We start from the raw sequence: 18202 nt of genomic DNA, 5'->3' as shown, positions 1-18202 counted from the left end.
CCTACCAGCCCTTCTCGAAGTAGTGGCCCACCTCGGCGATACGGTACTCGTCGCGTCGGTAGTAGGTCCGCCGCCCCCGCTTCTTGGCGCGCAGGAGGCCGACTCGGGCGAGGAGGTCGAGGTGGGTGCGCGCCACGGCCCGGCTCACTCCGAGTTTCACGGCGAGGGCCTCGGGGCTGACACCGTCCTCGACGAGGTCGGCACCGCGCTGCGCCGGGAAGTGCGCCGCGGGGGTGCGCAACCACTCAAGGATGTCCAGTCTTCGACTGCCGCCGGGTCCCCTCAGCATCGCGTCCCCCTCCGTCGTGACGGTCTCCCGCCACTGTCCCGCAGCCGGCCGGGGCACGCACGGTCTTCCCGCGACCCTGGCCGGAGCCGGACGCATCACGGAACGCACGGGGCCCGGCCGCACCGGCGGCCGGACCCCGTTTCACTCAGCGGTGCCCGAACAGGGACATGGCCGGAAGCGCCTTGTCGTCGAAGCCGAACAGGGCCTGGTTCTCCCAGCCGTTGCCGGAGGAGGGATCGGCCGGGTCCCAGCCGTTGCCGGTCACGGCCGTCCAGGTGGCCTCCCAGTAGAAGACGCCGAGACCGCGGCCGTTCGGCACGGCCTCCACGATGTTCATGACGTCACGCAGCCAGTTGGACTGCCCGGCGGTCGTGGCCGCGTAGCCGGAGACCAGTTCGGCCGTCGTGTCGATCTGGTTGACGAGCGAGTCGTCGCTGTCCAGACGGAAGGGGTAGGCCGTCTCGGCGACGAAGACCGGCTTGGCGTAGCGGGCGGCCGCGTCGTCCAGGGTGGTCTGGAAGTCGTAGAGCGAGCCGTGCCAGTAGCCGTAGTAGGACAGGCCGATGGCGTCGAACTTCACGCCGTTGGCGAGCGCGGTATCGAACCACCAGCGGGTGCCGGTGAGATCGCCGCCCTTGGCGAGATGCAGGGCCACGACGGTGGAGGAGCTGACCGCCTTGGCCGCGTCGTAGCCCGAGTTGAGCAGTCCCGCGAGCTGCGCGAAGTTGTCGGTGGAGCCCTCGGACCAGAGCATGCCGCCGTTGATCTCGTTGCCTATCTGCACCATGTCGGCCGTGGTGCCCTGTGCCTTCAGGCCGTTCAGGACGTCGTACGTGTGGTTGTAGACGTCCGTCTTGAGCTGGCTGTACGAGTGTCCGGCCCAGGCGGCCGGCTTGGTCTGGGTGCCGGGGTCGGCCCAGGTGTCCGAGTAGTGGAAGTCGACCAGGAGTTTCATGCCCTGCGCCTTGATGCGCTTGGCCATCGCCAGGACCCGCGCCTTGTTGTTGTAGCCGTCGGCGGGATTCACCCAGACCTTGAGGCGCGCGTAGTTCATCCCGGCCGACTTCAGGATGGCGAGCGCGTCGCCGGTGGTGCCGGACGCGGTCTTGTAGACCCCTCCGTAGGCCTCGCTCTTGGCGAGGGAGGAGATGTCGGAACCCTTGACGGACAGTGCGGTGGTCCCGGTGGTGAACGTCAGATCGTCGACGTTGATCCAGTTCCCGGCGTTGGCGTCGGAGGAGACGCTGATCGTGCACTGGTTGCCCGTCACGGAGACGGGCACGACCAGGTGGATCCACCCGCTGGTGGAGACCGGCAGGTCGGTGCGCTGTTCGGCGCCGCCGCAGTTCTTCAGGGCGAGGTAGGCGGAGTTCTGTCCGCCGCCCGAGCGGACCCACGCGGTGAGCTTGTAGCTGCCGTTGGTGAGCCCGGTGAGGGTCTGGTAGGTCTCGACCTTGTAGGCCGAGGCGGAGTAATGGCTGAGGCGGTAACTCCCGCCGTGGCCACCGGATTCGACGTACGAGGCGCCGGTGGAGCCGGACTCCGACCAGCCGGCGGGTACGGCGACGCCGGCCCCGTCGGACTCGAACCCGGCATTGGTCAGGGTGCTCGCCGCGTGCGCGGTCCCCGCGGGCAGGGCGGCGAGGGCGAGCCCGGCCGCGAGCGGCAACAACAGGGCCCTGAGCGTGCGTCTGGGATGGAACATCATCGTCCGTCGTCCCTTCGACGTGGTGGGGAGAGAGCGCCCCCGGTGGATCCGGGGTGGATCCGGGGTGATGCGGATGTGCTTCGGGGGCGAACCCCTCCGCCCGCGGCTACGTGGCTCGCACGGGCGGAGGGGGGTCGGATGGCCGCCGAGTGCGACGACCCGGCGGCGGCCGGAGCGAACGGCGGGCCGTGCGGCCCGGCCGGTGGGGGGGCTCCGGGAGACGCACCGGCCGCCTCGGCGGAAGCGGGAGGTGCTTGGAGGTGCTTAGGGGTGTCGGATGGGTGGTCGGGGCCGCCCGGAGGGCGGCGGATCAGATGCCCGGAGTTGCCCGGGTCGGCGGCCGGTCGGGGAGAGCGGCGGAGCTGCCCCGGTTGCGCCACGGGCCACGGGCCACCGGCCACCGGCCACGGGCCAGAGAACCAGGTCGAACGGCCGGTCGAATGGTCCGGAGCTGACTGACCGCCCGGGCTGCCGGTCCGGCAGCCCGGGCGCATGGAGCAGAGCCTGGCCGGCAGGACGGCCCGGCGCCGCCCGGTCGGGCGAGGACTCGGACGGCCCGAGGCCGGTCAAGTCCCGCGCCCCAGTGGCCGGTTGGACCCGGTCCGACATCACCCGTGCGGCGCGGACCAGTTGGTCCCGGGCCCGGGAGGCTCGGCCCTCACGCCGCCCGGCGACCGACCGGCGGGACCGCACCCCCGTACGGCCCACGGCCTGTCACGCGTCGAGGCGTACGACCCGTACCGCGCCCGCCGGGACCGCCAGCCGGCCCGCGGCGCGTTCGCCGGTCAGGAGCTCGGTGCCGTGCGCGTCCAGCGGCACCTTGGCGTCGGAGGCGGTGTGGTTGACGGCGAAGACGTAGGTGCCCGACTCGCTCCTGCGGCGCACCACTTCGACATCGCGGGGCAGGTCGGCGCGCGGGGCGATGCGCGCGTCGTCGGCCACCCAGCCGATCAGGGCGTCGAGCCCCTCGGCCGCGAGGCGCGTGGACACGTACCAGGCCGAGCCCGCGCCGCTCCGGTGCCGGGTGACCGCCGGATGTCCGGCGGTGAGCCCGCTCGCGTACGTCCACACGGTCTCGGCACCACGCGGCACCACGAACTCGGTCCACACGTCGCCGGTGAGTTCGGAGCCGTCGGGCCCGGTGATCCGGACGAGTTCCCCCTGGAGCAGTGGCGAGAACTCCTCGACGGTCAGGCCGAGTACGTCCCGCAGGGCGCCGGGGTGGGGGCCCTCGTGGACGGCGTCGTGCTCGTCGACGATGCCGGAGAAGTAGGAGACGAGGAGGGTTCCGCCGCGCTCGACGTACTCCCTGAGGTTGTTCCCCGCCGCCTCGGTCATCAGATAGAGGGCCGGCACGACGACAAGGGGATAGGCCGACAAGTCGGCTTCGGGGTGGGCGAAGTCGACGGTGAGGTGACGGTCGTAGAGCGCCTCGTAGAAGGCGTCGGCGCGCTCACGGGCGTCGTGGTCCTCGCTCGGACGCCACTGCAGGCTCTGCGCCCACCAGGACTGCCAGTCCCACAACACGGCCACGTCGGCGACCGTCCTGGTGCCCTTGACGCCGCTCAACGAGTCGACGGCCGCGCCGAGTTCGACGACCTCGCGCCACACCCGGGAGTCGGTGCCGGCGTGCGGCAGCATCGAGGAGTGGAACTTCTCGGCGCCGCTGCGGGACTGCCGCCACTGGAAGAACATGGCGCCCTCGGAGCCGCGGGCCACGTGGGAGAGGGAGTTGCGGGCCATCTGGCCGGGCGCCTTGGCGGGGTTGCGCGGCTGCCAGTTGACCCCCGAGGTGGAGTGTTCGAGGAGCAGCCAGGGGGCGCCGCCCGCGACGGAGCGGGTGAGGTCGGCGGCCATCGCGAGGTTCACATGGGTGCGGCGTCCGTCGGTCATCAGATAGTGGTCGTTGGTGACCAGGTCGACCTCGCGGCCCCACGCCCAGTAGTCGACCGAGTCGCACTGGCTGAGGGCGGTCATGAAGTTGGTGGTGACGGGGATGCCGGGCGCGAGCCGGTGGAGGATGTCCCGTTCGGCGACGAAGTTCTCCCGCATGGTCGCGTCGGCGAAGCGCTTGTGGTCCAGCGCCTGTGCCGGGTTGCCGACGGTCGGGGTCACCCGGGGCGGGTCGACCTGGTCGAAGGCGGTGTACCGCTGACCCCAGAAGGCGGTCCCCCAGGCCTCGTTGAGCGCCTCGACCGTCCCGTACGTACCGGTCAGCCAGCGGCGGAAGTGTGCCGCGCAGGAGTCGCAGTAACAGGCGGAGACGGGGACCCCGTACTCGTTGTGGACGTGCCACAGGGCGAGGGCGGGGTGGTCGGCGTAGCGGGTCGCGAGCCGGGTGGTGATGGAGGCGGCGGCGGCGCGGTAGTCCGGGTCGCTGTGGCAGATCGCTCCGCGTGAACCGAAGGCGTAGCGGGTGCCGTCGGCGGCCACGGGGAGCGCCTCGGGGTGCTCGCGGTAGAACCAGGCGGGTGGCGCGACGGTCGGGGTGCCCAGGTCCGCGCGGATGCCGTTCTCGTGGAGCAGGTCGAGCACGCGGTCGAGCCAGCCGAACTCGTAGGTGCCCCGGGCCGGTTCGAGGAGGGCCCAGGAGAAGATCCCGACGCTCACCATCGTGACGCCGGCTTCCCGCATCAGCCGGACGTCCTCGGGCCAGACGCTCTCCGGCCACTGCTCGGGGTTGTAGTCCCCACCGAAGGCGAGCCCGGTGAGGCCCTTGGGGTTGGTCTCCGGCATGGATCTCTCCCATGTAATCGATCATTTGGGAACGTGCACACACAACGCCAGCGGCGTGAGCCCAACATAACCGCACAGCAACAACCATTGACAAGTGTCCTGGATGTTTCTCTACTGTGAACGCTCACAGAAGCACGGCAAGTGAGCCGAAGGGGCGCTCAGGTGTCGGCGGACGAGCGCGCGAGGGCCCGAAGAGCCCCGCGCACGCTCGTGGTCCCGTGCCGGCCGGCGCACCCCGGAGAAGCGAACCGCGCAAGAACAGGGCAGGCCTTCCGCAACAGGCGGAGGCCCAGGTCAGGGGAGAACGTTCCATGCCCAACACGAAGCACAACCGCCTCGTGGCCAGCACCATCGCCGTCGTCCTCGGCGCCACCTCGCTCGTCGCCTGCGGCTCGTCCGACGACGACAAGAGCGCATCCCAGTCCGGACCCGCGACACTGACGTTCTGGACCTGGGCGCCGGGCATGGACAAGGTCGTCGACCTCTGGAACAAGGGGCCGGGCAAGAAGCAGCAGATCACCGTCGAGGTGAAGAAGCAGGCCTCGGGCGACTCGCTCATCACCAAGATCCTCACCGCGCACAAGGCGAAGAAGGCACCGGACCTGGTGCAGGCCGAGTACCAGGCCCTTCCTACGCTGGTCAGCAACGACGCGCTCGCCGACATAGCCGCCGAGTCGAAGGAGGCGAAGACCAAATTCGCCGACGGCGTCTGGCAGCAGACGACGCTGGGGACGGACGCGGTGTACGCGATCCCGCAGGACATCGGCCCGATGATGTTCTACTACCGCGCGGACCTGTTCAAGAAGTACGGCCTGACGGTCCCCACCACGTGGGAGCAGTTCGCCGAGACCGCCCGCGCGCTGAAGAAGAAGGCACCGGACAAGGCCCTGACCACCTTCTCCGCCAACGACTCCGGCCTGTTCGCGGGTCTGGCGCAGCAGGCGGGCGCCAAGTGGTGGAGCGCCTCCGGCGACAAGTGGACGGTCGGCATCGACGACGCCGCCACCCAGAAGGTCGCCGACTTCTGGGGCGGTCTCGTCAAGGAGGGCGCGATCGACAACCAGCCGATGTACCAGCCGGCCTGGAACAAGGCGCTGAACACCGGCAAGGAGATCGCCTGGGTCAGCGCGGTGTGGGCGCCCGGAACCCTGACCACGGCGGCCCCCGAGACCAAGGGCAAGTGGGCGATGGCCCCGCTGCCGCAGTGGTCGGCGGGCGAGAACGTCACCGGGAGCTGGGGCGGCTCCTCGACGGCCGTCACCACCGACTCCCCGCACAAGGCGGCCGCCGCGAAGTTCGCCGCCTGGCTGAACACGGACCCGCAGGCGGTGGCCGCGATGGCGAAGGAGAGCGGCATCTACCCGGCCTCCACCAGCGCGCAGACCAGTGACGCGTTCGCGCAGCCGCCGGCGTTCTTCTCCAACCAGCCGGACTTCTACACCAAGGCCTCGGAGATCGCGAAGACCACGGCCCCCTCCGCCTGGGGCCCGAACGTGAACGTCGCCTACACGTCCTTCAACGACGCCTTCGGCGCCGCCGCCAAGAACAAGTCGGACTTCGGTGCCGCCCTGAAGACGATGCAGGACGCGACCGTCGCCGACCTGAAGAAGCAGGGCTTCGGGGTCGCTCAGTGACCATCGCACGCCGGAAGCCGTACGGGGTCAAGGGGGCCCCGTACGCTTTCCTCCTCCCCGCGACGATCCTCTTCGCCCTCTTCTTCGCACTGCCCATCGGCTACGCGATCTGGCTCAGCCTGCACAAGGTCCAGGTCAAGGGCCTCGGTCTGGGCGCCGGTGCCCGCGACGAGGTCTGGGCGGGCGTCGGGAACTACGCCGACGCGCTCACCGACAGCGAACTCGTCGACGGCGCCCTGCGCGTGGCGGGTTACGGCGCCATCGTGGTGCCGGTGATGCTCGGGCTCGCGCTGCTCTTCGCGCTCATGCTCGACGCGGAGAAGGTACGGCTCGCCCCCTTCACCCGGCTCGCGATCTTCCTGCCGTACGCCATCCCCGGCGTCGTGGCGGCGCTGCTGTGGGGCTTCCTGTACCTCCCGGACGTGAGCCCCTTCTACTTCGTCCTCGACAAGCTGGGCCTGCCCCAGCCCGACCTGCTGGACGGCGGCCCGCTGTACCTCGCGCTGTCGAACATCGCGGTCTGGGGCGGCACCGGCTTCAACATGATCGTCATCTACACCTCGCTCCAGGCCATCCCGGCCGAGGTGCTCGAAGCGGCGAGGCTCGACGGCGCCACCCCGCTGCAGACCGCGTTGCGGATCAAGATCCCGATGGTGGCGCCCTCCCTGGTGCTCACCTTCTTCTTCTCGATCATCGCCACCCTCCAGGTCTTCAGCGAGCCGACCACCCTCAAACCCCTCACCAACTCCGTCTCCACGACCTGGAGTCCGCTCATGAAGGTCTACCGGGACGCGTTCAACACCGGTGACATCTACGCCGCCGCGGCCGAGGCAGTGATCATCGCCGCGGTCACGCTGGTCCTGTCGTTCGGCTTCCTGCGCGCCGCGAACTCCCGTACCAAGCAGGAGGAAGCACGATGAGTTCTCTTGCCCTGCGCAAGGCCGCGCCGGCCGCGGGCACCACCCCCGGCACCGCCCAGGGACCGCCGCGCGGCCGGATCGCCCTGGTGCCGACGCTCACGCTGCTGTTCGGCGCGCTCTACTGTCTGCTGCCCGTCGCCTGGGTGGTGATCGCGGCCACCAAGTCGGGCAGCGAGCTGTTCTCGACCTTCACCTTCCTTCCGGGCACCGGGTTCACCCAGAACGTCAAGGACCTCGCCGCCTACCGCGACGGCATCTACTGGAAGTGGATGGGCAACTCCGCGCTCTACGCCGGTCTCGGCGCCCTGCTGTCGACGGCCGTCTCGGCGGTCAGCGGCTACGCACTGGCGGTCTACCGCTTCCGGGGCCGCGAGACCGTCTTCAGCATCCTCATGGCGGGTGTGCTGATGCCGCCGGTGATCCTCGCGATCCCGCAGTACCTGCTGCTCGCCAAGGCGGACCTGACGGATTCGTACGCCTCCGTGCTGCTCCCGCTCGTCCTGTCCCCGTACGGTGTCTACCTCGCCCGCATCTACGCCGCCGCGTCCGTCCCCGAGGACGTGGTCGAGGCCGGCCGGATGGACGGCGCAGGTGAGTGGCGGATCTTCACCCGGATCGCGCTGCCGATGATGGTGCCCGGCCTGGTGACGGTGTTCCTGTTCCAGTTCGTCGCCGTGTGGAACAACTTCCTGCTCCCCTACATCATGCTCAGCGACGACGAGAAGTTCCCGATCACCCTCGGCCTGTTCACGCTCCTGGAACAGGGCTCCAACACCCCGGCCCTGTACACCCTGGTCATCACCGGCGCCCTGCTCGCGATCATCCCGCTGGTCGCGCTGTTCCTGGTCATCCAGCGCTTCTGGAGCCTCGACCTGCTGTCCGGAGCCGTAAAGTCATGACCATGAGCAACTCGGGGGGCCGACGCAAGCCGCCGACCATTCACGACGTCGCGCGGGAGGCGGGTGTCTCGCGGGGCACCGTCTCGCGCGTGCTCAACGGCGGGCACTACGTCAGCCCCTCGGCGGCGGAGGCGGTCAACGCCGCCATCCGCAGAACGGGTTACGTCGTGAACCGGCACGCCCGTTCGCTGATCACCGGTCGGTCCGACTCGGTCGGCTTCCTGCTGACCGAGCCCCAGGAACGGTTCTTCGAGGACCCGAACTTCAACGTCCTGCTGCGCGGCTGCACCCAGGCGCTCGCCGCGCACGACGTCCCCCTCCTGCTGATGCTCGCAGGGACCCAGGACGAGCGGCGGCGCATCACGCGCTACATCACGGCCGGCCACGTGGACGGGGTGCTGCTGGTCTCCAGCCACTCCGGCGATCCGGTCGCCGAGGAACTGCGCGAGGCGGGCGTGCCGCTCGTCGCGTGCGGCAAGCCCATCGGGCTCGGGTCCAAGGTGAGTTACGTGGCCGCCGACGACCGCGACGGCGCCCGGGACATGGTCACGCACCTGCTCTCCCTCGGGCGGCGCAGGATCGGCATGGTCACGGGACCGCTGGACACCCCCGGCGGTGTCGAGCGTCTGGCGGGGTACCGGGAAGTGCTCGCCGAGGCGGGCGTCGAGGCCGACGACCGTCTCATCGCCTCCGGGGACTACAGCCGCGCCAGCGGTGAGGCGGGGGCCGAACTGCTCCTCGACCGCGCGCCGGACATGGACGCCGTGTTCGTCGCCTCGGACCTGATGGCCCAGGGCGTGCTGGCCGCGCTGCGCAAGGCGGGCCGCCGGGTTCCGGAGGACGTCGCGGTCGGCGGCTTCGACGACTCCCCCGCCGCCACGGCCGCCACCCCGGCACTCACCACCATCCGCCAGCCCTGGGACCGCATCAGCTCCGAGATGGTGCGGGTCCTGCTCGCGCAGATCGGCGGCGAGGATCCGGCCGCGGTCATCCTGCCGACGGAACTGGTGCGCCGCGAGTCCACCTGAGGAACGTGCCGCGGGACGCCGGTTCGCGGGGGAGACTCCGCCCGCGCACCGGTCAGGATTCGAGAAGCCGTACCCGGCTCCCGCGGCTTAGCGTGAAAGTGCCGTCGGAACGCCGCCGGCACTGTCAGCCGGCCGACACGGCCGCACGCACCGCACAGGAGTCGAGATGACCGCCGGAGTCAAGACCATCATCTACCCCGTCAAGGACATCGCGAAGGCCAAGGCCCTGTTCACCCGACTGCTCGGGGTGGAGCCCTATGTGGACGAGCCGTACTACGTCGGTTTCAAGGACGCGGGCCAGGATGTCGGGCTCGACCCGAACGGCCACGCCAAGGGCCTGACCGGACCGGTCCCCTTCTGGCACGTCGACGACATCAAGGCGACCCTGGCGGCGCTGACCGAGGCGGGGGCCGAGACGCTCCAGGAGCTCCAGGACGTCGGCAACGGCAGGCAGGTCGCGTCGGTGAAGGACGCGGAGGGCAACATGTACGGGCTCATCGAGGACCCGACCAACTGAATGCAGGCACACTAATTGCATCCTCAACTAGTGGCCGGATCTCTGTTACCGTTCAATTATGGCAACGCAGACGCCCACTTCCCGCCTGGAGGACCAGTGGCGGGACATCCTGTCGGTGCACGCGCGCACGATGTGCGAGATCGACCGCGTGCTGCATCCGCACGGTCTGGGAGCCAGTGACTTCGAGGTCCTGGACATCCTCGTCACGGAGACGGTCGCGGAGCCCGGCGACCACTGCCGGGTGCAGAACATCGCGGACCGGGTCCATCTGAGCCAGAGCGCGCTGTCCCGGCTCATCGGCCGGCTGGAGAAGGACGGCCTGGTGGAGCGCACCGTCTGCCAGGAGGACCGCCGCGGGGTGTGGGTCGCGCTCACCCGCAAGGGCCGCGCACTGCACGCCGAGGTGCTCCCCCTGCAGCGGTCCGTGCTCGCCCGCATGCTGCAGGGCTGAGCGGCCCGCGCCTTCCGCGGGCCGGGGGCGGGCGGCCGGTTTCTCGCCCCCGCGGGGCCGGTCCGCCCGCACCGGTCCCGCCGGGCTCGCCACGACGCCCGCCGCGACCCTCGCTAGAGCACGAGTTCCGCCCCGTCGGGCAGGATCTCCGCGCCGGCCTCGGTGACCACCGCGCAGGCGTCCGTGGCCGGGTCGAGCAGCGGGTTGGCGCTGTCGAAGTGGGTGTACACGACGCGCGGGCCGGGGTGCCGGGCCAGCGCCGCCAGGCTGCCCTCCGCGCCGGAGACCGGAAGGTGCCACGCGGCGGCGGTCCGCCCGCGCGGCGCCCGTACCGAGGTGCCGGTGCCGCCGGCCGCGTAGAGGGTGCCGTCGAGCAGGACGCAGGTCGCCCCGTCGAGCAGTTCGTCGAGCGCGGGCGTCCACCGGCCCAGGCACGGTGCGTAGACGAGCACGCCCCCGCTGGCCAGGTCCTCGATCCGGTACGCCGTCACCCAGCGGTCGTCGTCGGCCACCCCGGGGATGTGGCCGGGGATCCGGGAGCCGAGGGCGTGGGCGCTGACGACCAGGCCTCCGGCCAGGACGAACCCTCCCTCGGTGAAGCTGTCAGCCCAGGCCCACGCGGCGGGGCGGTCGAGGAGGGGGCGCAACGGGGACAGCGCGGCGAGGACGGGCGGCGAGGCGTAGACCTTCAGCCCCGGGGCGCCGTCCAGCCCGGTCAGCCCCGTCGCGTGAGCGGCCTCGGCGTCCGTCAGCAGGACCCCGCGCACGGGCGTGCCCCCGGGCCCGGGGGCGAGGGCGGGGGTGGCGTTGAGCTGCGTACGGATGTCGGGTGAGGCGTTGAGCAGCCACCAGTCGCGGGAGTTGCCGCTGACGGCGACGCCCTCCTGGGTGCGCGCCGGCAGCTTTCCGTCGCGGGCGGCCGAGCAGGGCACGCAGGCGCAGTTCCACCGAGGGAAGCCGCCGGCGGCGGCCGTACCCAGCAGGACGACTCTCACGGGATCCCCACTCCTCCGCGGCGGCTTTCCAGGGATCTTCCCCCTTCGGACGGTCCGGGCCACTCCTCACGGAGGAGCGGATCCGGACATCCTTCGCCCGCGGGCCCGCCCACCGATCCCGGGGCGGTGGCGTGGGCGGCGCCCGCGTGACGCGGCCGAGGGTCCGACAGGCCCTAGCGCACCAGGAGCGTGCGTACGCCTTCGGAGGTGAGCGTCAGGCCGTGCGGCGAGGCGGCGTCGATGATCAGGTCCAGATCGCCCGAGGGCCACTGGGCGGCGAGCGCGCCGAGCGGCACGAGGCGGTAGCGGGAGACGGAGGGCAGGAGCTCGGCCAGTTCCTGTTCCGAGGTGAACACCGGAACGACCTGTCCGCCTTCGGGATCGTCCAGGATCGGCAGGGCCACGGCGTGGGGGTCGGCGACGTCCGCGTCCGTGGCGTCGTCCGGGACGGGGACCAGTACGTCGCTGCCGGCGAGGGTGTCCAGCGCCTCGGTGTCGGACGTGTTCGTGGCGAGGGTGTCCAGGGCTTCCTGGGCGGGCGTCGCCTCGGGTGCGCTGGGGTGGTGGTTGTTCAAGGGCGTGTCCATGGCAGATCCCCGGATCGTGGCGGGCGGGCGGCCACCCGGAGGCGGTCTGGCTCCCGGGCTTGTCGTTCGGTCGCGTACCCAACGCTCCGCGCGCCATTCATCCTGGCTCCCGGCCGGTGCGAGGGCGGCGGTCAGGCCGTCCCGCCCGGGCGTGGGACGCCCGGACGGGGCCAGGGTGACCGCCGCTTCCGCACCGGTCCGCCGCTCGCGGGCTACTTCAGATAGGGCCCGTCGGTTCCGATCCTGCCGGGTCCGTTCAGTACGTAGACCCGCAGGTTGCCCTTGCCGGGCGCGGCCACGGAGAGCGTTCCGCCGGAGACGGTCTTGACGTCACCGGTGACGGCGTCCGTGTACGTGCCGTTCGGGATGCCGGTGAAGGTCGCGTCGCCGGTGACCGTGACGAGGGCGAAGCTGTCGGTCGATCCGCTGGTGTAGCGGCGCTTGAAGGCCATCGAGCCGCTGATGCCGTCGGTGGAGTACTGGCCCGACTGGAGGGCCGGGATCGCCCGGCGGATCTGGTTGAGCCGCTGGAGGTGCTTGACCAGCGGCTGCGCGAGGGTGGTCGCGACCTCGCCGCTCGCGGAGTCGGCCTTGCCGAAGTCGGAGGCCGTGACGCTGCCCGCGAGGTGATCGCCGTAGTAGGCGCGCCCGGTCGTCGCCAGGGGGCAGGTCGGCCCGCAGTCGATCTGCTTGCCCTTCTGGAATTCGATCTCCGATCCGTAGTAGAGCGTGGGGATGCCGCGGAAGGTCCACATCAGGGCCATGTTCTCGGCCCAGGCGTCGGTGCCCCCGCTGTAGCGGGTGCTCGACTTGTTCGGGCCGTAGTCGTGGCTGTCGACGTAGACGACGTTGTACGTGGCGTCGTTGACGGAGTCGTCGGAGTCCTTGCCGTTGCTGTAGGCGTTCTGCGCGTCACCGAAGTTCATGTGCATGCGCATGTCGATGATGTTCATCCCGGAGAGCTGGCTGTGGTCCGGGGTGTGGTAGCTGTTGCCGCTCAGGAAGGCGTTGGCGGAGGTGGGCTGGTTGCCGGTGCCGAGCTGTTCCTCGTAGGTGTACTGCTCGATGGCGGCCGTCTCGTCGTCGGCGCTGTAGTCCTTGCGTTCCTTCCAGGTGTAGAACTGCGCGGAGTGGTTCACCGAGCCGCGGTTCCACTTGTCGTTGACGAAGGCACCCACCTCGCCGAAGACGAAGAAGTTCTTCGCCGCCTCCGTGCCGAACCGCTGCGTGACCCGGTCGTAGATGGCGGGCAGGAAGCGGCGGTTCCAGGTGACGCGCGGGATGTGGACGGCCGTATCGACGCGGAATCCGTCGACCCCCATGTCGATGTACTTGTCGTACGCGCCGATCAAGTAGTTCTGGACCGTGGCGTTCTCGGTGTTGAAGTCGGCCAGGTCCTCGTGCAGCCAGCACGAACGCGAGTCCTCGCCCTCCCAGTTGCCGATCCAGCACTGGTGGTAGTACGCCTTGGGGAACATGCCCGACGTGGGGCTCGGCCACTGGCAGTTGTACAGCGTGTAGCCCTCGGCGCTCTTGCCGCCGGTGGGTTTGCCCCAGTTGAGGCAGGTGTTGCCGGAGGGTTCGGCGGTCGACCAGAGGTCGCCGTTGTAGTACGACTTCCCCGACTTGGGCTCGACGGTCAGGCCGTCGTACTCGAAGCCCTCGTTCTTCTCGTCGTAGTACCAGCTCCACTGGGAGTCGCGCACGCCGTAGACGGTCGGGGTGAACAGGCCCTTGGCGCCCCAGCGGGAGCTGTGGTTGTAGACGACGTCCTGGTAGATCTTCATGCCCTTGGCGTGGGCCGCGTTGATCAGGTCCTGGTAGGAGGCGCCGGCGGACTCCAGGCGCGGGTCGACCTTGTAGAAGTCGTAGCCGTGATAGCCGTGGTAGTCGTAGTCCGAGCGGTTGAGGACGACCGGGGTGATCCACACGGCCGAGAACCCGAGCGCCTTGATGTAGTCGAGCTTGGCGACGAGCCCCTTGAAGTCGCCGCGGAACATGGGGTCGTTGTTGGCCGCGTTGCCCGACTTGACGTCCTGGCTGCCACCGCGGTCGTTGGAGCTGTCGCCGTCGTAGAAGCGGGCGGTGAGGACGAAGTAGATGGGGTCCTTGCGCGGGTCGGTGCCGAGCGGTGTCCCGGCGGCCGGCGCGGGCGCCTTCTCCCCGGTCGTGACGGTGGCCGCGGCGGAGGCGGGCGAGGTGTTCCCGGCCGCGTCGACGGCCTTCACGGTGTAGGTGTAGCCGGTCCTCTCCTCAAGTCCCGTGTCGGAGTACACCGTCGAGCCGACGTCCGTGACGACGGTCCCCTTCGTGCCACCCGTGCGCGTGAGCTGATACTTCGTCACCGCGGTGTCGTCGGTGGCCGGGTCCCAGCTCACCACCACCGAGGTGTTCGTGGCGGTCGTCTTCAGCCCGGCGGGCGTGGTCGGCGCCTGGGTGTCGGGGGCCTGTGCCGCGCAGGGGTCCTTGGCGTCGGCGGTGACGGTCCGGTCCTTCACGGTCGTGGTGCCGGACGGGATCGCGTAGTCGGAACCGTTGTTGTTGTCCCAGACGCCGTTGCCGTTGTTGAAGGCCGCCTTGAGCGCGGTGGCGGTCCCGAGGTCGAGGGTCTTCTTCCACCATCCGGTGCAGGCGCTCTCCATGCCGACGCCGGGAACCGTCGTCCAGGAGCCGCCCGTCGGCGCGTAGTGGACGTTCGCGGTGGTCCAGCCCGAGGTGGCGGTCGAGTAGTACACGGTGGCCTGGTTGCCGGTGCCGGTACCGGTGTCGGCGCACGGGTCGCTGTGGGCGATGACCCCGTCCTTGACCGTGATGGTACCGGTGCCCAGCGCGTAGTTGTTGCCGCCGTTGTTGTCCCAGGTGCCGCTTCCGTTGTTGAAGGTGGCCTGGAGCCCGGCGGCCGAGCCGAGGTCGACGGTCTTCTTCACCCAGTCCGTGCAGGCCGTCTCCATCTGCACGCCGGGCACGGTGGTCCAGGAACCGCCGTCCGGGGCGTAGTGGAGATAGGTGGACGGCCAGTTCTTGGTCTTCGTGTAGTAGAAGACGGTCGCCGTCGTGGAGGTGGCGGCCGTGCTCTCCATGGGGACGGACCCCGGGTCCGGCGGGGTCAGTCCGAACAGTCCGGTCACCGCCAGGAGCGCCGTCAGCGCTCTCAGGGGCGGGCGTCCACGTCTGCGGCTCATGGGGCGGCTCCAATGCGGGTGCGGGGAGGGGGAGTTGCCGGGGAGGCGTTGCCTTGCAAGGAGAACCGGCAAGTTCCTGAAAGGACTTGCGGCCCGGAAGCTACAGGTCCATGACAGCCACGTAAAGAGATGTGACAGCTACTGCGACGAGCGGGGCGTCGTCGCCGCCCCGCCAGGCGCCGGCCCGCACCGCACGCCGAGCGTCGGGCGCCCCGGTCAGGCGGAGGTCAAGAAACCCCCGGGCACGGGCAATCCCCTCGTCACCCGGTGAGAAGCTGTGGCCCGACCGGCGTATTCAAGGCGGAAGGGCAACCGCAGCCGCGCCCTTCCCCGACCGGAGGTACCTCGAGCGTGACCATCACCAAGGAAGCCCCGCCGCCCGTCCGGCGCCGGGACGAGGAGGACCGCGGGGGCCGGCAGGGCTGGAACGTCAACTCGCCGCTCGCCCTGACGATGCTCCTGCTGCTGGTCGTCGCGGCGCAGGGGCCGATCCGCGGGATGCTGTCCGCCCCGGTGATGCAGAGCTGGATGACCGTGTTCGTCGCGGTGGTGGTCCAAGCCCTGCCCTTCCTCGTCCTGGGCGTCCTGCTGTCGGCGGTCATCGCGGTGTTCGTCCCGCCGTCGTTCTTCGCCCGCGCGCTGCCGAAGCGCCCGGCGCTCGCGGTCCCGGTCGCCGGAATGGCCGGGGCGATCCTGCCCGGCTGCGAGTGCGCCTCCGTACCGGTCGCCGGCGCGCTGGTGCGCCGCGGTGTCACCCCGGCCGCCGCCCTGGCGTTCCTGCTGTCCGCCCCGGCGATCAACCCGATCGTGCTGACCGCGACCGCCGTCGCCTTCCCCCGCGACCCGGAGATGGTCCTCGCCCGCTTCGTGGCCAGTCTCCTCGTGGCCTGCTCGATGGGCTGGCTGTGGCAGCGCCTCGGCCGCACCGACTGGCTGCGCCCGCCGGCCCGCCCCGCGCACGAGGGCCAGGGCAGGGGGGCCGCGTTCTGGGGGTCCGTGCGGCACGACATCATGCACGCGGGCGGGTTCCTCGTGCTCGGCGCGATGGCCGCCGCCACGCTCAAAGCCGTCGTACCGGCGAGCTGGCTGCACGCCGCGGCGGGAAATCCGGTGGTCTCCGTCCTGGCCCTGGCGATCCTGGCCGTCCTGCTGTCGATCTGCTCCGAGGCCGACGCGTTCGTGGTCGCCTCGCTGACCCAGTTCTCGCTCACCGCCCGGCTGGCGTTCCTGGTCGTGGGTCCGATGATCGACCTGAAGCTCTTCGCGATGCAGGTCGGCACGTTCGGCCGCGGCTTCGCGACTCGGTTCGCGCCCACCACCTTCGCCCTGGCGATCCTCGTGTCCGTACTGATCGGGGCGGTGCTCCTGTGAACCGTCAGGCCCAGGCGGCCGTGCTCTTCCTCGTCGGCGCGGCGGTGCTGCACGCGAGCGTCACGGACCTCTATCTGCGGTACGTGAAGGCCGGGTTGCGGCCCCTGCTGCTCGCGGCCGGTGTCGTGCTCATCGTCACCGCCCTGGCGACGGTCTGGTACGAGATACGCGATCACCGGGCCTCGGCGGACCGGGCCGGAGCCGGCCACGAACAAGCGAACGCGGACGACGGCAGACAGGGGCACGGACACCAGCCCCTGGACGGCGAGGGCCCTGGGCACGGAGCCCTGGAAGACGGCGTGCACGGAGGCCACGGCGGACAAGGGGCGCTGGACGACGACGGGCACGGTCATCGTGAGCCGTGGGTCTCGTGGCTCCTCGTGCTTCCGCTGCTCGCGCTCATCCTGGTCGCGCCGCCCGCCCTCGGTTCGTACAGCGCGATGCGCACCGGTACGGCGCTGCAGGCGCCCTTCGGCTACGCCAAGCTGCCGGCCGGCGAGCCGGTCACCCTCGGGCTGGTCGACTACGCGAGCAGGGCGGCGTACGGCCACGGCCGCTCATTGGGAGGCCGGGAGGTCAAGATCACGGGATTCGTCGCACTCGACCGCTCCGGCGCTCCGTATCTCGTCCGCATGGCCCTCAACTGCTGTGCCGCGGACGCCCAGCCGGTCAAGATCGGCCTGTCCGGACGGACGCCGCCCGTCCTGCGGCCCGACACCTGGCTGGAAGTCACCGGTCACTACACCGCCAAGCGGACGACGGACCCGGTCAACGGCGGCATCATCCCCTTCCTCGAGGTCGGTTCGGCGAAGCCGGTCCCGACGCCGCGCGATCCGTACGACGAGAGCTGGAACAACTGAGCCGAGGGCGGGGCGAATCCACGGAGCCCCGCCCCGGGCTCAGGCCTCGCGGTCCGGGAGATAGCTCGCGAGACCCCGCAGGATGATCTCCAGACCGATGTCGAACCTCTCGTCGGAGGAGTCCGTCACCATCGACCCGGACAGGGCCCGCAGATGGGGGAAGTCCTCCTCGGGCAGCGACGCGAAGTAGTTCTGCATCTCGTCGGCCATCTCACGCCAGTCGGGGCGGGCCAGTGAGCCGCCGCCGGACTGCTGCGCGGCCCGGTCCTGCCACATGCCCTCCTCCAGGACGAACCCCTCGATGTAGGTGGAGATGAGGTCGCCGGCCTCGGCGGCGATGCGGTCGGGCAGTCCGGCGGTACGGAAGACGGCGAGCAACGACTCGACGTACGGCAGCAGTTCGGCGGTGAAGGGGACGTGGGCCATGGAGATCCTGGCCATGTCGCGATGGGACAGCAGCCGCCACCGCCAGGACCGCGCGTAGTCGCGCACCTGCTCCTGCCAGCGCTCCGGGTCGGGTTCGGGCAGCGTGAAGCTGGCGAACAGGCGGGTGTACATCAACTCCAGAAGGTCGTCCTTGGAGCGGACGTAGGCGTAGAGGGCGGAGACCGCGACCCCCAGTTCGGCGGCCACCTGCCGCATCGACAGCTTGTCGAGGCCGGACCGGTCCAGCACGACGAAGGCGGCTTCGACGATGCGCTCGCGCGACAGCGGCTCGCGCGCCGGGGCGACGCGGGCACGGACGGGGCGCTCGCGCTCCCAGGGGGACGGCGGGGGTGATTCGGGGGTGCCGGCGGCCGCGTCGCTCATGACCACAGTCTAGGCGGCACCGGAGAGCAGTGTTCTCCCCTGGAGAGCGGCGTTCACCTCGACTCAACGCGATATATCTTGTCTCCCTCGCGGAGTTGCGCTATATCTTAATGAACGCCGTTCTCTGGATGAGCACTGTTCTGTTAAGGTGAACGGCGTTCACCGGCGTCTCGTCTCGTGCTTCTTCCTCCAAGACGGCGAGCCGGGCAGTCACA

The 18202-nt window shown here is 70.4% G+C and carries 15 protein-coding genes; 8 read left to right on the top strand and 7 right to left on the bottom strand.

All coding sequences use genetic code 11. From position 1 onward, the window contains the following. Position 1 precedes the first annotated feature (1 nt). The 3 genes from ACZ4TO_RS17035 to ACZ4TO_RS17025 all read right to left on the bottom strand — a co-directional run bounded on the left by ACZ4TO_RS17035 (position 2) and on the right by ACZ4TO_RS17025 (position 4733). Positions 2-289, bottom strand: a complete 288-nt coding sequence (locus ACZ4TO_RS17035) for an ArsR/SmtB family transcription factor (protein WP_468024562.1) — start codon at positions 287-289, stop codon at positions 2-4. Positions 290-434: 145 nt separating this feature from the next. Then, positions 435-1994, bottom strand: a complete 1560-nt coding sequence (locus ACZ4TO_RS17030; RefSeq protein ID WP_468024794.1) for a glycosyl hydrolase 53 family protein — start codon at positions 1992-1994, stop codon at positions 435-437. Positions 1995-2711: 717 nt separating this feature from the next. Then, entirely contained in the window at positions 2712-4733 is a 2022-nt protein-coding gene (locus ACZ4TO_RS17025) for a beta-galactosidase (RefSeq protein WP_468024561.1), read from the bottom strand. Between the two features lie 311 nt (positions 4734-5044). Between ACZ4TO_RS17025 and ACZ4TO_RS17020 the strand changes: the two genes are divergently transcribed. From ACZ4TO_RS17020 to ACZ4TO_RS16995, 6 genes are all read left to right on the top strand, one after another. Next, positions 5045-6367: an ABC transporter substrate-binding protein gene (locus tag ACZ4TO_RS17020; RefSeq protein WP_468024560.1), complete on the top strand. Its 1323-nt coding sequence runs from the start codon at positions 5045-5047 to the stop codon at positions 6365-6367. Beyond that, the gene (locus ACZ4TO_RS17015; protein ID WP_468024559.1) at positions 6364-7287 is read left to right on the top strand and encodes a carbohydrate ABC transporter permease; all 924 of its coding nucleotides are present in this window, start codon (positions 6364-6366) and stop codon (positions 7285-7287) included. Before ACZ4TO_RS17020 ends, ACZ4TO_RS17015 begins: the two co-directional genes overlap by 4 nt. Next, entirely contained in the window at positions 7284-8186 is a 903-nt protein-coding gene (locus tag ACZ4TO_RS17010; protein WP_468024558.1) for a carbohydrate ABC transporter permease, read from the top strand. The genes ACZ4TO_RS17015 and ACZ4TO_RS17010 overlap by 4 nt, the downstream gene beginning before the upstream one ends. Beyond that, the gene (locus ACZ4TO_RS17005; protein WP_382786480.1) at positions 8183-9214 is read left to right on the top strand and encodes a LacI family DNA-binding transcriptional regulator; all 1032 of its coding nucleotides are present in this window, start codon (positions 8183-8185) and stop codon (positions 9212-9214) included. The genes ACZ4TO_RS17010 and ACZ4TO_RS17005 overlap by 4 nt, the downstream gene beginning before the upstream one ends. A gap of 166 nt (positions 9215-9380) precedes the next feature. Continuing rightward, positions 9381-9731, top strand: a complete 351-nt coding sequence (locus ACZ4TO_RS17000) for a VOC family protein (RefSeq protein WP_382786483.1) — start codon at positions 9381-9383, stop codon at positions 9729-9731. A gap of 58 nt (positions 9732-9789) precedes the next feature. Further along, on the top strand, positions 9790-10182 hold the full coding sequence (locus tag ACZ4TO_RS16995; RefSeq protein WP_382786485.1) for a MarR family winged helix-turn-helix transcriptional regulator: 393 nt from the start codon (positions 9790-9792) through the stop codon (positions 10180-10182). A gap of 113 nt (positions 10183-10295) precedes the next feature. Here the strand turns inward: ACZ4TO_RS16995 and pqqB are convergent, their stop codons facing one another. The 3 genes from pqqB to ACZ4TO_RS16980 all read right to left on the bottom strand — a co-directional run bounded on the left by pqqB (position 10296) and on the right by ACZ4TO_RS16980 (position 14946). Beyond that, positions 10296-11177 carry a pyrroloquinoline quinone biosynthesis protein PqqB gene (gene pqqB / locus ACZ4TO_RS16990; RefSeq protein ID WP_468024557.1) on the bottom strand — a complete coding sequence of 294 codons (882 nt, stop codon included), beginning with the start codon at positions 11175-11177 and terminating at the stop codon, positions 10296-10298. A 173-nt stretch (positions 11178-11350) separates the two neighbouring features. Next, complete coding sequence (locus tag ACZ4TO_RS16985) at positions 11351-11764, bottom strand: SseB family protein (protein WP_355772933.1); 414 nt, start codon at positions 11762-11764, stop codon at positions 11351-11353. A gap of 212 nt (positions 11765-11976) precedes the next feature. Then, positions 11977-14946, bottom strand: a complete 2970-nt coding sequence (locus ACZ4TO_RS16980) for a carbohydrate binding domain-containing protein (protein WP_468024556.1) — start codon at positions 14944-14946, stop codon at positions 11977-11979. 351 nt (positions 14947-15297) lie between these two features. On the opposite strand from ACZ4TO_RS16980, the gene ACZ4TO_RS16975 reads away from it, so the two are divergent. Together ACZ4TO_RS16975 and ACZ4TO_RS16970 are read left to right on the top strand one after the other, a co-directional pair. After that, positions 15298-16317 carry a permease gene (locus ACZ4TO_RS16975; RefSeq protein ID WP_382786497.1) on the top strand — a complete coding sequence of 340 codons (1020 nt, stop codon included), beginning with the start codon at positions 15298-15300 and terminating at the stop codon, positions 16315-16317. Then, on the top strand, positions 16314-17177 hold the full coding sequence (locus ACZ4TO_RS16970; protein WP_468024555.1) for a TIGR03943 family putative permease subunit: 864 nt from the start codon (positions 16314-16316) through the stop codon (positions 17175-17177). The genes ACZ4TO_RS16975 and ACZ4TO_RS16970 overlap by 4 nt, the downstream gene beginning before the upstream one ends. Before the next feature lie 39 nt (positions 17178-17216). Here the strand turns inward: ACZ4TO_RS16970 and ACZ4TO_RS16965 are convergent, their stop codons facing one another. Beyond that, entirely contained in the window at positions 17217-17987 is a 771-nt protein-coding gene (locus tag ACZ4TO_RS16965; RefSeq protein ID WP_382786503.1) for a TetR/AcrR family transcriptional regulator, read from the bottom strand. Between the last annotated feature and the right edge of the window lie 215 nt (positions 17988-18202).

This window comes from Streptomyces sp. NPDC028298, from assembly GCF_055565895.1.
The sequence above is the reverse complement of the archived record's forward strand: the minus strand, read 5'-3'. Positions and strand labels throughout refer to the sequence as shown.

Coding starts and splice junctions, on each gene's coding strand:
- ACZ4TO_RS17035 (WP_468024562.1), bottom strand. CDS start 289: ATGCTGAGGGGACCCGGCGGCAGTCGAAGACTGGACATCCTTGAGTGG.
- ACZ4TO_RS17030 (WP_468024794.1), bottom strand. CDS start 1,994: ATGTTCCATCCCAGACGCACGCTCAGGGCCCTGTTGTTGCCGCTCGCG.
- ACZ4TO_RS17025 (WP_468024561.1), bottom strand. CDS start 4,733: ATGCCGGAGACCAACCCCAAGGGCCTCACCGGGCTCGCCTTCGGTGGG.
- ACZ4TO_RS17020 (WP_468024560.1), top strand. CDS start 5,045: ATGCCCAACACGAAGCACAACCGCCTCGTGGCCAGCACCATCGCCGTC.
- ACZ4TO_RS17010 (WP_468024558.1), top strand. CDS start 7,284: ATGAGTTCTCTTGCCCTGCGCAAGGCCGCGCCGGCCGCGGGCACCACC.
- ACZ4TO_RS17005 (WP_382786480.1), top strand. CDS start 8,183: ATGACCATGAGCAACTCGGGGGGCCGACGCAAGCCGCCGACCATTCAC.
- ACZ4TO_RS17000 (WP_382786483.1), top strand. CDS start 9,381: ATGACCGCCGGAGTCAAGACCATCATCTACCCCGTCAAGGACATCGCG.
- ACZ4TO_RS16995 (WP_382786485.1), top strand. CDS start 9,790: ATGGCAACGCAGACGCCCACTTCCCGCCTGGAGGACCAGTGGCGGGAC.
- ACZ4TO_RS16985 (WP_355772933.1), bottom strand. CDS start 11,764: ATGGACACGCCCTTGAACAACCACCACCCCAGCGCACCCGAGGCGACG.
- ACZ4TO_RS16980 (WP_468024556.1), bottom strand. CDS start 14,946: ATGAGCCGCAGACGTGGACGCCCGCCCCTGAGAGCGCTGACGGCGCTC.
- ACZ4TO_RS16965 (WP_382786503.1), bottom strand. CDS start 17,987: ATGAGCGACGCGGCCGCCGGCACCCCCGAATCACCCCCGCCGTCCCCC.